Source organism: Prevotella fusca JCM 17724, from assembly GCF_001262015.1.
Taxonomy (GTDB): Bacteria; Bacteroidota; Bacteroidia; order Bacteroidales; family Bacteroidaceae; genus Prevotella; species Prevotella fusca.
Genome location: NZ_CP012075.1, coordinates 73,445 through 86,481 on the forward strand (window position 1 = coordinate 73,445; position 13,037 = coordinate 86,481).

Annotated in this window: 10 protein-coding genes; 1 reads left to right on the plus strand and 9 read right to left on the minus strand. The window is 46.2% G+C overall.

The features are described from left to right. Positions 1 to 15: 15 nt before the first annotated feature. The 8 genes from ADJ77_RS07665 to ADJ77_RS07700 all read right to left on the minus strand — a co-directional run bounded on the left by ADJ77_RS07665 (position 16) and on the right by ADJ77_RS07700 (position 9,522). Positions 16 to 1,653 (minus strand): M23 family metallopeptidase, encoded by a 1,638-nt coding sequence (locus tag ADJ77_RS07665; RefSeq protein ID WP_025077379.1) that lies wholly within the window; start codon positions 1,651 to 1,653, stop codon positions 16 to 18. 64 nt (positions 1,654 to 1,717) lie between these two features. After that, complete coding sequence (locus ADJ77_RS07670; RefSeq protein WP_025077380.1) at positions 1,718 to 1,948, minus strand: hypothetical protein; 231 nt, start codon at positions 1,946 to 1,948, stop codon at positions 1,718 to 1,720. Further along, complete coding sequence (locus ADJ77_RS07675; protein WP_025077381.1) at positions 1,938 to 2,894, minus strand: DUF4296 domain-containing protein; 957 nt, start codon at positions 2,892 to 2,894, stop codon at positions 1,938 to 1,940. Before ADJ77_RS07675 ends, ADJ77_RS07670 begins: the two co-directional genes overlap by 11 nt. After that, the gene (locus ADJ77_RS07680; protein WP_025077382.1) at positions 2,884 to 3,579 is read right to left on the minus strand and encodes a lipoprotein signal peptidase; all 696 of its coding nucleotides are present in this window, start codon (positions 3,577 to 3,579) and stop codon (positions 2,884 to 2,886) included. The genes ADJ77_RS07675 and ADJ77_RS07680 overlap by 11 nt, the downstream gene beginning before the upstream one ends. Continuing rightward, positions 3,579 to 3,962 (minus strand): TraR/DksA family transcriptional regulator, encoded by a 384-nt coding sequence (locus tag ADJ77_RS07685; protein WP_025077383.1) that lies wholly within the window; start codon positions 3,960 to 3,962, stop codon positions 3,579 to 3,581. The genes ADJ77_RS07680 and ADJ77_RS07685 overlap by 1 nt, the downstream gene beginning before the upstream one ends. Positions 3,963 to 4,105: 143 nt before the next feature. Further along, on the minus strand, positions 4,106 to 7,771 hold the full coding sequence (gene ileS, locus ADJ77_RS07690; protein ID WP_050696246.1) for an isoleucine--tRNA ligase: 3,666 nt from the start codon (positions 7,769 to 7,771) through the stop codon (positions 4,106 to 4,108). Between the two features lie 625 nt (positions 7,772 to 8,396). Beyond that, a complete protein-coding gene (locus tag ADJ77_RS07695; RefSeq protein ID WP_025077384.1) occupies positions 8,397 to 8,951 on the minus strand; it encodes an NADH peroxidase in 555 nt (184 codons plus the stop codon). A gap of 139 nt (positions 8,952 to 9,090) precedes the next feature. After that, positions 9,091 to 9,522: a Fur family transcriptional regulator gene (locus ADJ77_RS07700; RefSeq protein WP_025077385.1), complete on the minus strand. Its 432-nt coding sequence runs from the start codon at positions 9,520 to 9,522 to the stop codon at positions 9,091 to 9,093. Positions 9,523 to 9,937: 415 nt separating this feature from the next. On the opposite strand from ADJ77_RS07700, the gene thrS reads away from it, so the two are divergent. Next, positions 9,938 to 11,887: a threonine--tRNA ligase gene (thrS, locus tag ADJ77_RS07705; protein WP_025077386.1), complete on the plus strand. Its 1,950-nt coding sequence runs from the start codon at positions 9,938 to 9,940 to the stop codon at positions 11,885 to 11,887. Between the two features lie 497 nt (positions 11,888 to 12,384). On the opposite strand, the gene nrdG is transcribed toward thrS, so the two are convergent. Next, positions 12,385 to 12,849: an anaerobic ribonucleoside-triphosphate reductase activating protein gene (nrdG, locus tag ADJ77_RS07710; RefSeq protein ID WP_042740778.1), complete on the minus strand. Its 465-nt coding sequence runs from the start codon at positions 12,847 to 12,849 to the stop codon at positions 12,385 to 12,387. Positions 12,850 to 13,037 lie beyond the last annotated feature (188 nt).

Genomic DNA, 13,037 nt, shown 5'->3' on the forward strand with positions numbered 1-13,037 from the left:
TCTGCAATTTAATTGTTAATACTTTATTTTAGTCAGATATTCTTGTTTGTTGTTGCGGTTGTCTGTTGCAATGACTTTCAACGTCCGTTCCTTGCCGGTAGGACGTATTGGTGTGTCGGCGAGGTTGCAGAAGAATACTTCCTTATTCTTTCCGAACTTCAACAGGATGAATTTTCCGTCCAGATAAGCCTTGTATTCTTTCAAGCCACTTTCTGTATCCGTTATCTTGAAGATAAGGCTGCGTGGATTGAGGCTCGTTTCTGTAATTGTTGGTGAGGTCTCGTCGGAGGCAATGAAATATACGCATGCCAGCTCACGTATCAGTCCCGTAACCCATCCGTCAGCATACGTTCCACCGCAATAGGCTGCTGGCGTATCTGCATTCATGCTGGAACGCATGGCAATGTACAGTTTCTCGGGATTGCGTATCTTACCTGTTGGCTTGATGCTTAGCTGGGCATAGTTGAACAAAGGCAAGGCTGCTTTGGAGAAGCTATAGCACTTTGACAGTGAATTTCCCGTAAAGCCGTGCTGTAGCTGTAGCCAGCTGTTCTTTGCAAGTAAACCTTTCGGAATATTCAGCCGTACTCCGTCAGCTTCAAACTGGTTCTCTTTGGCATAATAGAGTGGGGTGGCTCCTTCCGGATGGGATGGCTTCGGGATGGCTTCAGGCTCTCCACGTACGGTGAACTCCTTCACTGTCTGATTGCCAAAGATGTCGCTCAGTACGTATCGCAGGCGGTAATCGCGTCGCTGGTTGAAGTTGATGATACCCTTATTAGTCCCTGTCCGAAAGATTGGAATAGTATTGCCGGGCTCGATATATGACTTCATAAACCAGATTCTCGTTGAGAGGAAGTGGTCATAGTCACCCCACGAGTTTACCATTCTGTGGCAACTTGTTGGGAAATTGTCCACATCCGAAGCGAAAACAAGTTTGCTATCACAATAGAGTTTCGTATATCTTATACCATAATTATTATATACGGAGTCCATGTGGTCGTTGGCTCTCACGCCAAAGCCCACCTTTCCCCATGCGTGGAAATATCCTTTGTCAAAGGTAAAGATACGTGACTCAGAAGTATGCTGGAAGACACCCTCGCCCGGTTGAGGATAGGACTTGAAGGCATAGACTGCTGGGGCTGTCCTGTCCTTTATGATAGACTTGAGGAAATTGAGAGGGTCACAGAGATTGTTATCCTTGGTCTTGTGCATCTCCAAATGGATATGTGGACCTTGGGATGAGCCCGTATTACCACTAAGTGCAATGAATTGTCCTTTCTTTACAGGGAATTCTCCCGGTCGAAATTTAATGTCACAGGCAAATTGCTGGTGCTGATATTGCCATTTCCGCACGGCAGCTTCAATCTGCGGAGAGAAGCGGTTGAGATGTAGATAATAGCTGGTGTATCCATTGGGATGCGTGACCAAGAGAGCATGTCCATAGCCGTATTTCTCAATGACAGCCCCCGAAATGTAGCCGTCGGCAATGGAATAGACTCCAAGATTTTCTTCACGCTCAGTCTTGATGTCAATACCTCCATGGATGTGGTTGGGTCGGGGCTCGCCAAAGTTGCCCGCCAGTTGCACAGGAACGTGGACTGGTGAACCGAAAGGTAGTACGGATAATAAAATATTCAACAACAAACTCATTGGCTATCAGATTCTTTCTTTTAAATATGTATGTCTTTTGCTTGCCTTGAAGGTGGCACCAGAATCATGTCAGTAGCTTATCGTCTTTGTAGGCTCTGGGCTTACCATTGTCGTCAAGACGTATGGTAATCATCCCTATAGTCCATTCTGTCATGGGCTCTTCATCAGTGAATGGGTAGGTGTCGAGGACAATACCGTCCTCAATGACAACTATTCCTTGTTCTATTATTCCTTCAGGCGTTTCAATGATGTTGGCTCCGATACGTCTTATAGGCATCTTGCTGTCATTCGTCATTTCTGGGGCTGTCAGGTATTCCCCGTTCCCTCATGGCATCAGCAGGTGTTCTTGTCTGCGGGTCTGCCGGCTGGTCAGGAACAGCTTGCGGGTTGACAGGGTCGCCGCCAATCGTACGGATTGGGTCGGAGTTCTTTAGAGAATCGGATGCCTGGACAGATGCTTGGCGTCGGATGTGCATGCGGACAAGATGAATGTTACTCAGAGTAAGCATCTTGAAGGTTGTCGTAGACTGTTGTCCTTTCAGCATGAGGAAATAGCCACGGATGTTCTTGATGCGCAGTGAATCCCCTGCATCAATCGTCATTGTCTGATGTGAGTCGGACGTGATGTGCTGGTATTGTGTGATGGTACTGTCATTTGAATAGGTAACAGCCATTACGATAACAGCATCACGCATACCATCTTGTATGATGAACTGTGAGTCGAAACTCAAGAGAAGGCGGTCGCCTTTGTGAAAGGATGAGTCTGCTTTTATCTCAAAGGTCTCACGGTCGACAGGAGCGTATGGTGAAAGTATCAATGAGCGACTGCCTCGCCAGATGTCAGTGGTATCTCCCTTTGAAGCGATGTCACCGTATTGAGCCAGTTCAGTCTCTGATGCACCTTGTGAACGAGCCTCGTTCTCAAGGCGTTTGCTGAGGTCAATATAGATGTCGTGTAGCTTTTCTGTATGCCGCATATAGTATTGAAGCGACTTGTCGAACTTCTCTTCCGACACGTCATGTTTCTTCATTACAGCGAGCTTGAATGCTTTTTGTCTGACATCTGTATAGCCGTCACGGTTTGCCATTGCCATTGCCAGATGGTAGTCATAGAGTATATCTTCCATCTCTGAAGGCTGGATATACTCTGATGGGATTGAAGGTTTACAGCTTACAGCAAAGACTGCAAGCAGAAACCAGCAAAGAGCGGTGTATGAGCGAATAAGATGTTTATTTCTCATTGTCTACTTTCTGACTATCAGCTATATTTTCGTTGCCAATGACTTGTTTGTCTTTGGCAGGCACCCAGCCGTTGAAGTCCTTGCGGAAAGCAAGGATGATGGTGATGACACCCACGGAAATGCAGGAGTCTGCAAAGTTGAATACAGGTGAAAAGAAGATGAATGACTCGCCACCCCATAGTGGGAACCAGTCGGGGAAAGTACCGTGGAAAAGTGGGAAATAGAACATGTCAACCACCTTACCCATCAGCATAGGTGCATAGCCCTCACCCCAAGAGACGAGTGTTGCAGGTGTGGCACCTTCTATGTAATAAGGTGTAGATGCCGTGAAGAGCTGGCCATAGAAGAGTGAATCGAAGATGTTGCCGGCTGCACCGGCTGTTATCATCGACAATACAACAATGTACCCCATCCTTGCTCCTTGTTTGATACGGTTGGATATGTACCATATAAGGAAGCCAATGGCTATGATTCGGAATATACTGAGGAAGAGCTTGCTCCCTAATTCCATCCCCCATGCCATACCATTGTTCTCGACAAATTCTATCTGGAACCAGTCGAAGATATGGATTGACTCACCTAAATTCATGTTAAGTTTGACAGCTACCTTGATAATCTGGTCAATTACGATTAATAGTATAACCAACAAGGTGGCTGTCAAACTTTGTTTTTTCTTTTTACTCATCAGTGATTTTTATTTGCCATCTTTGATGCTACGCTCAGTGTTGCATGAGGTACCACACGTAGACGCTCCTTGGGAATCAGCTCTCCTGTGATACGATCAATGCCATAGGTCTTGTTGTTGATTCTGATGAGCGCAGCCTGCAGTGCCTGGATAAACTTCTGCTGGCGTTGCGCCATCTGTACCAATTCCTCCTTAGTCTGATTAGAACTGCCTTCTTCCAGAGCTTTATACGTTGGTGATGTGTCGTTTACATCATTCGTATTCTTATTCATCAGGATTTTCATTGTCTCGTCGTAGTCAGACTTTGCAATAGCTAACTTGTCATTTACTATCGAGCGGAACTCCTCGAGCTCCTCATCGGTATAACGCTTTTTAGTTTCCATAAGGTAAAAATTGAATTAGGTTATGAAAGTAATCTGTAATATTATAGAAGTTGTTGAAAGCCCGATTATAGGGACGTGTGGTTAATACATCCACTATAATCTTGGCTTATGGGCGCACGGTATGTGCGCCCCAACCCTTTTTATCAGTCTTTTTTAATATCAATATGGAGCCTGAATTCATCAAACTCAACATCAGTACCATTGTTCTCTTCGAGTGTGATATTGTTGGCAAGAACCTGTGTCTTAATTAGTTCACCGAATGATTCTACTGCTGCTTTTGCCTCAGCATTAGGCTCAATGACAACAGAGATGCGGTCGGTTATCTCAAGACCAGTTTCCTTGCGAAGATTCTGTATACGGTTAATCAACTCACGTGCCATACCTTCACGACGGAGTTCTTCAGTCAGTTCAACCTCAAGGGCTACCGTCAGGTTACCCTCGTTGCTTACCAACCAGCCTGGGATATCCTCAGAGATAATCTCAACATCTGCAGCCTCTACCTTGATTGGCTGACCTTCCAGCTCGAAGTTGAATTCTCCTGCAGCCTCCAAAGCTGCAATCTCATCCTGTGAAAGTGCATCCATACGGGCTGCAACCAGCTTCATCAGCTTACCGAACTTCTTACCCATGACACGGAAGTTACACTTCACCTTCTTAACAAGGATGCCCTGACCTTCAACGAAAGTAAGGTCCTTAACGTTCACCTCATGCTTGATAAGGTCAGCTACAGCCTCGATGTGCTTCTTTTGAGTTGCATCAATAGCCGGAACCATAATCTGTGCCAATGGCTGGCGAACCTTGATGTTCACCTTACGACGCAGGGCGAGAACCATAGAAGTAATGCGCTGTGCCATATCCATACGTGCCTCAAGGTCAGCATCAACGACTGACTCATCAGCTACTGACCAGCGATCCAAGTGGATGCTCTCTGAGTCACCACCTAAGTCTTTATAGAGCTGATCAGCATAGAATGGTGCGAACGGAGCCAACAGACGTGCAACTGTTATCAGACAGGTGTACAATGTGTCGTAAGCACTCTTCTTGTCAGCACTCATTTCCTTACCCCAGAAACGTTTACGGTTCAGCCGAACATACCAGTTGCTGAGGTCGTTATTAACGAATGAGTCAATAAGACGACCAGCACGTGTCGGGTCAAAGTTCTCCAACTCAGCTGTGACACCTTTTATAAGAGAGTTGAGCTTGGAGATAATCCAACGGTCAATCTCCGGTGCATCAGCCTTCACAGCCTCGCATGTCGTAGCATCATAGCCATCAACATTCGCATAGAGTGCAAAGAAGCTATATGTATTATATAAGGTACCGAAGAACTTACGGCGACACTCGTCAACACCTTCCGGATCGAACTTCAAGTTGTCCCATGGTTCGCTGTTCGTCATCATATAGAAACGCACAGGGTCAGCACCATACTTGTTCATCATCTCGAATGGGTCGGTAACATTGCCTACATGCTTACTCATCTTGTTACCCTTGGCATCAAGCACAAGACCCGTTGAAATCACGTTTTTAAAGGCAACAGAGTCGAATACCATCGTCGCGATAGCATGGAGTGTAAAGAACCAACCACGTGTCTGGTCAACACCCTCGTTAATGAAGTCGGCAGGGAAGAATGCTGGTGGTACAGCTATACCCTCATAGCATGAGTGTACCAGCTGGTCACGGTATTCAGCTTCGCTCTTGCCTGTAGCCTTCAACCCTTCTGCATTGATTTCACCTTCAAATGGATAGTGAAGCTGGGCGTATGGCATAGAACCACTGTCGAACCAAACGTCAATAAGGTCTGACTCACGGCGCATAGCCTTTCCTTCATCGTTTACAAGGACAATATCATCAACGTAAGGACGGTGAAGGTCAATCTTGTCATAATTCTCTTGGCTGAAGTCGCCCACCACGAAGCCTGCTTCCTTCAGTGGGTTCTTGTCCATGACACCAGCAGCTACAGATTTCTCTATCTCGTTGTAGAGTTCCTCCACAGAGCCGATGCACTTCTCACCACGGTTCTCGTCACGCCAGATTGGCAATGGAGTTCCCCAGAAACGTGAACGGCTGAGGTTCCAGTCATTCAAGTTTTCAAGCCAGTTGCCGAAGCGGCCTGTACCTGTTGATTCCGGCTGCCAACGGATTGTCTTGTTCAACTTAACCATACGTTCCTTCTTGGCAGTGTCCTTGATGAACCAGCTGTCGAGAGGATAGTAAAGGATTGGCTTGTCCGTACGCCAGCAATGCGGATAGTTATGTACGTGTTTCTGAATATTGAAAGCCGTACCTTCCTGCTTCATCTCCATACAGAGGATGATATTCAGGTCTTCTGCCTTCTCAGATGCCTTCTTGTCCCATACGCCGTCTGGGTTGAAGCGTGGGTCGTATGAGTTCTTTACATAGTCGCCTGCGTGATGACCGTATGCCTTTTCGTTTACACAAGCCTTAACGAAGTTCCGGTCTAACTCTTCGATAGTATAGTACTTACCTTGGAGGTCAACCATTGGACGGGTCTGTCCCTTCTTTGAAATCAGGTAAAGTGCAGGGATGTTTGCATCCTTTGCCACCTTAGCATCGTCAGCACCGAAGGTAGGAGCAATATGTACGATACCCGTACCGTCATCTGTTGTTACATAGTCGCCAAGGATGATACGGAAAGCCTCGCTCTCCATCTCAACAAACTTGTCACGACCATCTTCGCTTGCAAACACCTTCTCCGGATGAGCTGCAGCATAGTCATTCACAAACTTTGGTGCAAAGGCACCAGTCTGTTCAACTGGTTTTACCCAAGGCATGAGCTGCTGATAGTGCAGTCCTTCAAGCTCTGTACCCATCACGCGCCCGACGATACGGTAAGGAACATACTTGTCGCCACGTACATATTCAGGCAGTTCTCCGCCGTCGGTAATCTCACCCTCTGACTTGAGGTAAGCAGCTACACGGCTGGCTGCCATTACGAGAGTGGTTTTCTCTTCGTCATACGGATTGTAAGTCTCAATGACAACATACTCAATCTTCGGACCAACACAGAGTGCAACGTTTGAAGGCAGTGTCCACGGTGTGGTTGTCCATGCAACGAAGCAAGGCTTACCCCATGTTTCCTTTGGCAGGTCAGCCTTCTCTGTCAATGCTTTCCAGTCGTCAGCAGGGATAGCAAACTGTGCTGTAACGGTAGTGTCCTTTACATCTCGATAGCAGCCTGGCTGGTTCAGCTCATGGCTTGACAGACCAGTACCTGCACCTGGTGAATAAGGCTGGATAGTATAGCCCTTGTACAGCAAGCCCTTGTTGTAGAGCTGCTTGAGAAGCCACCACAGGGTCTCAATATATTTATTGTCGTATGTAATGTATGGGTGCTCCATATCAACAAAGTAACCCATCTCTTCTGTCAGCTGCTGCCATTCAGCAGTGAACTTCATCACATTCTCACGGCACTTATGGTTGTAATCTTCAGTTGAAATATATTTATCTGATGCGTGATTGTCAATATCCTTTTTGGTGATACCCAGTTCTTTCTCTACACCTAATTCTACAGGTAGTCCATGAGTATCCCAACCCGCCTTGCGAAGAACCTGGAAACCCTGCATAGTCTTGTAGCGGTTGAAAGTATCCTTGATTGCACGTGCCAGCACGTGGTGAATGCCGGGGTGACCGTTAGCTGATGGAGGTCCCTCGAAGAAGATGAACTGCGGCTCACCCTCACGTTCATCAATACTCTTGTGGAAGATATCTTTCTTCTCCCACTCTTTCAATATTTCCTGGTTTGTGCTTACAAGGTCAAGTCCCTTGTGCTCGGCGAATTTCTTTGCCATATTATCTATTTGTTTTGCTTATTTTCTAAATACCTGCAAAGATACAAATAACAACTGAAACTACCAAACTTTTTAGTAGTATGAAAGGTGATGTGCTTTCTTTCTTACAAAGTTTTATTTTGAAAAGTAGTTCGTATATTGTAAATATGTCTATTGTAATGATAATCGCTTTTTATGGTTTCTATTTGTATTTTGTAATATAGTAGTTGTAACTAAAGTTTAATATGGTATTAGATGAATAAAGAAACTTATCTTCTTTTTGTAAATAAAAATCATATCCTTGATTTTATTTGATGCTTAATTGGAGTTGAATTGACGCCCTTTTGACTTCTTAAAGATGCCCTTTTGGCGTGTTACTAACGCCCTTTAGAGGTCTAATTAAGCACCTTTTCTTGTATTGTTTTCTAACTATTTGGTTTAGTGGGAGTTGCAACTGTAGCAAAATCGTGCTCTTTTTGAGTAAAAATCAGCTTTAAGCAGGTTTTTTGTAATGATATTTCCGAATGTGACAAATGCGTTTTATAGGTATGATTGTTATTTATAGAAACAAAAAAAGGACGCACAATTTGTGCGTCCGTAGAGATAAAGAGCTACAGAGAATTATTCTGTTAGCGTCTTAATTCTTTTACTTGAAGTAGCGGTTGTAAAGACCAACGAAGCCTGCACAGTGGCGAGCCTCGTCCTTAGCCATCTCGTGGATGGTGTCGTGGAGAGCGTCAGAGCCTTCCTTCTTGGCAAGTTTTGCCATCTCGAACTTCTCGGCACATGCACCCTTCTCGGCCTCGATACGAGCCATGAGGTTTGACTTGGTGTCCTTCAGTACATCGCCGAGCAGCTCTGCATAACGGCTTGCGTGGTTAGCCTCCTCGTAAGCGTAGTGCTCAAAAGCACGAGCCACCTCAGGATAGCCCTCACGGTCAGCCTGGCGAGCCATTGCGAGGTACATACCTACCTCAGAACATTCGCCGGCGAATGTCATCTTGCAGTGCTCGATGAGTTCCTCTGACACCTTGTCCTTGTAAGCTGTACCTAATTCATGTACGGTAGCGAACTCGGTTACGTCGTCTTCTGTCATCTCCTTGAACTTGCTTGCTGGAGCCTTACAGATTGGGCACTGCTCTGGTGCCTCCTCACCTTCGTGGATATAGCCACAAACGGTGCAGATAAATTTCTTCTTCATAATGTTTCTTGTATGTTTTTGTATTTAAAAGGGCTTGTCGGCCCTCATCGTCATCTTGTGTGATGGGCGGCTAAAGTTCCGGAATACACTCCGGCTATGCCGGTGGTTGCAAACGCCTTGCAGCCTGTGAGCGAGGCTGTCAGTTCAGTTCCTCTTCCTGGCTTATAGCCTCCAGACACTTGGGACAGATGCCCTTGTAATAGAGCTGGGTGTCATCAATTCTGAATCCCTTGCCCATCTCGCCAGTATAGCGTGGCATCTCCATTGCCTCGAAGTCAAAAACCTTCTCGCAGCGTTTGCAGAAGAAGTGCGCATGTGGTTCGGTAATGCCATCATAGCATACACGGTGGTCATCAATGGTAATCATTGATGCTGCGCCATGTTCTGATAACATTCTCAGTGTGTTATATACTGTTGTGCGGCTCACCGTCGGCAGTTGCTTCTTCAGAGCGACGAATACCTCTTCCACCGTAGGATGAGTATGGTGAGAAATCAGATATTTCATGATTGCAACGCGCTGAATTGATGGACGGATGCCCAGTGCGATAAGTTTGTTGTATGCTGAATCCACTATAATAAGAAGTTATCAGTTTATACTTAAAGATATTATGTTATTTTTCAATAAATCATCTGGTTATGTACAGATAACTTAATGTAAACTTATTGCAAAGGTAGTAATTTTGTGGTAAGCTGACAAATAATATTTTGTAAAATATACAATAGAGTGATAGTTTTGACTTTAATTCACAGTTCGATTTTGTCTTTAGGCAGGGTAAGAAGGTGGGAGACGTTGTAAGGAAAGGCAGGATAAAAAGACATAGTAACAGGGTAAATAGGCATGAGGTCTTCATAATTCTGGACTTTGAATTATCGAAGTGATTATAATTATGATTTTTGAACTTTGAATTTTGAAATTTAGTTGATGTATTATGAATTAAAAGTCGTACCTTTGCCACAATATTTGATTTATAAAACTAATTTGTAGTATGGTTAAAATCACTTTCCCAGACGGTTCCGTTCGTGAATACGAGCAGGGCGTAACTGGTTTTCAAATCGCCGAGAGCATTTCGCCGGCTCTCGCCCGTGACGTTGTATCTTGCGGTGTAAATGGCGAAACAACAGAACTCAACCGTCCTATCAACGAGGACGCAAGCATCGCACTTTATAAGTTCGATGACGAAGAAGGTAAGCACACCTTCTGGCACACCTCTGCCCACCTCCTTGCCGAGGCTCTGCAGGAACTCTATCCAGGCATTCAGTTTGGTTTCGGTCCAGCAGTTGAAAACGGTTTCTTCTATGACGTGATGCCAGCAGAGGGACAGACAATCTCTGAGAACGACTTCCCAAAGATTGAAGAGAAGATGCGCGAGCTTGCAAAGAAGAACGAGCAGGTTCTCCGTCGTGACATTTCAAAGGCTGATGCCGTAAAGGAATTCACTGCTGACGGACAGGAATACAAGGTGGAGCACATCGTTGAAGACCTCGAAGATGGCACCATCTCAACATATTCACAGGGTAACTTCACCGACCTTTGTCGTGGTCCGCACCTCGTTTCTACAGGTGCTATCAAGGCAATCAAGATAACCAGCGTTGCCGGAGCTTTCTGGCGTGGCGATGCTAAGCGCGAGCAGATGACACGTATCTACGGTATCACCTTCCCAAAGAAGAAGATGCTCGACGAATACCTCGTAATGCTCGAAGAAGCAAAGAAGCGCGACCATCGTAAGATTGGTAAGGAAATGGAACTCTTCATGTTCTCTGACCGTGTCGGTAAGGGTCTTCCTATCTGGTTGCCAAAGGGTACACAGCTGCGTCTGCGCCTGCAGGACCTTCTGCGTCGTCTCCTCCGTCCTTACAACTATCAGGAGGTAATCACACCGGGTATCGGTGGCAAGAACCTCTACGTAACATCTGGTCACTATGCGCACTATGGCAAGGATGCTTTCCAGCCAATCCACACACCGGAGGAGGACGAAGAGTACATGCTCAAGCCAATGAACTGCCCTCACCACTGTGAGATCTACGCACACAAGCCACGTTCTTACAAAGATCTCCCACTGCGTATCGCTGAGTTCGGAACCGTGTTCCGCTACGAGAAGAGCGGTGAGCTTCACGGACTTACACGTGTTCGCACCTTCACACAGGATGATGCTCATATCTTCGTGCGCCCTGAACAGGTAAAGGCAGAGTTCGAGAACAATATCGACATTATTCTCAAGGTGTTCAAGACCTTCGGCTTCGATAACTATGAGGCACAGATTTCGCTCCGCGACCCAGAAGACAAGGAGAAGTACATCGGCTCTGACGACGTATGGGAAGAGAGCGAGACTGCCATCAAGGAGGCTTGTGCTGAGAAGGGGCTTCAGGCTCGTGTAGAGCTTGGCGAGGCTGCTTTCTACGGTCCTAAGCTCGACTTCATGGTGAAGGATGCCATCGGACGTCGTTGGCAGCTCGGAACTATTCAGGTAGACTATAACCTCCCTAACCGCTTCAAGCTCGAATACACCGCTGAGGACAACTCAAAGAAGACCCCAGTGATGGTTCACCGTGCACCATTCGGTTCGCTCGAGCGTTTCACAGCCGTTCTCATCGAGCACACAGCAGGTCACTTCCCACTCTGGTTGACACCTGATCAGATTGCTATCCTCCCGATCTCTGAGAAGTACAACGACTATGCCCACAAGGTAAAGGCATACTTCGATGCACACGACGTACGTTCGATCATGGACGACCGCAACGAGAAGATTGGCCGCAAGATTCGCGACAACGAGCTCAAGCGCGTACCTTACATGGTCATCGTCGGCGAGAAAGAGGCAGCCGAAGGTCTCGTATCAATGCGTCAGCAGGGCGGTGGCGAACAGGCTACTATGACAATGGAAGCCTTCGCTGAGCGTATCAACAATGAGGTTGCCGATCAGCTGAAGGAGTTGGATTAAAGCCTCCCCAAGCCCCTCTGAAGGGAGGGGCTGTGTTAGGATAAAGTTCGCTTTTGAGGCTTAACATATTACTGACCCTCGTGGTCTTCCTTCTCTCCCCAGCGAGAGGGGGAGTCATTTATGCGGTATCCCTTGGTGGATGCCGCTTTTTTATTTTAAGTTGACGATTTTTTGAGTAAACAAGTCATTTGTCCAGCTGCTTCACGGGTTGTAACTTGTTCCACCATGCGGGATACCCGTGTGGTCAGGCTAAGATTTGTTAATCTGTTCTTATGTCCTTTCTACCTGTCATTTTGTTCATTTTCTTCAATCTGCCTTAACCAGTTCATCTGTCATTCTGTCTGCTGTTCATTTTCTTCATTCTGTCTTAATATGGGGTCTTCCGAAATATGGAGTGATAAAGTAGCCAGCTACATAATATGGCACACAGAGAAGCGGAGGAAGAAGAGGAAAAATCTTTTCAACCAAGGGCGTTCTTATAGGCTGCAGTCAGACAGTTATTTCCAGAAGCGGAAAGTAATATCTTCAAAACTGCCATCAAGGCGTCGGCGAAGCATGCGCTGATTGGTACGTGGGGAGTTCAGTGCGCCGAGATGGCGGAGATAAGGCCCCACTTTTATATAATTGAAGTGCTGTTGGTTAATGAGTGGCGATATGGCTGTACGCCCCGTGTACCATCCTGTCTTTAGTCCTGGGTGACAATGCAGGACGTGTTCGGCAAGCGTGTCTACTGCAGTCGGGTCAGCATCGCCCCCCATGAAGCCCACACAGGTGATAGTATCTTCTGCCTCACGGATGAGCGAGGAAAGTACCTCCGTAGTAAGGTCGCTGCCCTCGTCACTCCACAGGAATCTGCTGTGGCAGCCCGGGCAGTGGCATGGGCATCCTGAAATGTTGATGGCAAGCGTCACCTCATCGGGAAATTCCTGAAAGACGATATCCGTGTTGATATAATGAAGCATCTTTATCTGGTTGTTTTCTCTGAAAAAAAATGTATTGTCTGGGGGCGTCCAGTCTGTTTCTTGCATTGCCATTCCGCAAAGACAGCCTGTCCGTTTCTGAATGCAAAGTTATGAATAAAGTTTTAATTGGAACTGATTGTACAGATGAAAAACAAAAAAGGAGATGTAAGATGATGTGGAATGTTGCT

Bases quoted from the DNA above. Each gene is read 5' to 3' on its own strand.
- ADJ77_RS07695 (WP_025077384.1), bottom strand. From the start codon at position 8,951: ATGAAGAAGAAATTTATCTGCACCGTTTGTGGCTATATCCACGAAGGT.
- nrdG (WP_042740778.1), bottom strand. From the start codon at position 12,849: ATGCTTCATTATATCAACACGGATATCGTCTTTCAGGAATTTCCCGAT.
- ADJ77_RS07680 (WP_025077382.1), bottom strand. From the start codon at position 3,579: ATGAGTAAAAAGAAAAAACAAAGTTTGACAGCCACCTTGTTGGTTATA.
- ileS (WP_050696246.1), bottom strand. From the start codon at position 7,771: ATGGCAAAGAAATTCGCCGAGCACAAGGGACTTGACCTTGTAAGCACA.
- ADJ77_RS07665 (WP_025077379.1), bottom strand. From the start codon at position 1,653: ATGAGTTTGTTGTTGAATATTTTATTATCCGTACTACCTTTCGGTTCA.
- ADJ77_RS07675 (WP_025077381.1), bottom strand. From the start codon at position 2,894: ATGAGAAATAAACATCTTATTCGCTCATACACCGCTCTTTGCTGGTTT.
- ADJ77_RS07670 (WP_025077380.1), bottom strand. From the start codon at position 1,948: ATGACGAATGACAGCAAGATGCCTATAAGACGTATCGGAGCCAACATC.
- ADJ77_RS07685 (WP_025077383.1), bottom strand. From the start codon at position 3,962: ATGGAAACTAAAAAGCGTTATACCGATGAGGAGCTCGAGGAGTTCCGC.
- thrS (WP_025077386.1), top strand. From the start codon at position 9,938: ATGGTTAAAATCACTTTCCCAGACGGTTCCGTTCGTGAATACGAGCAG.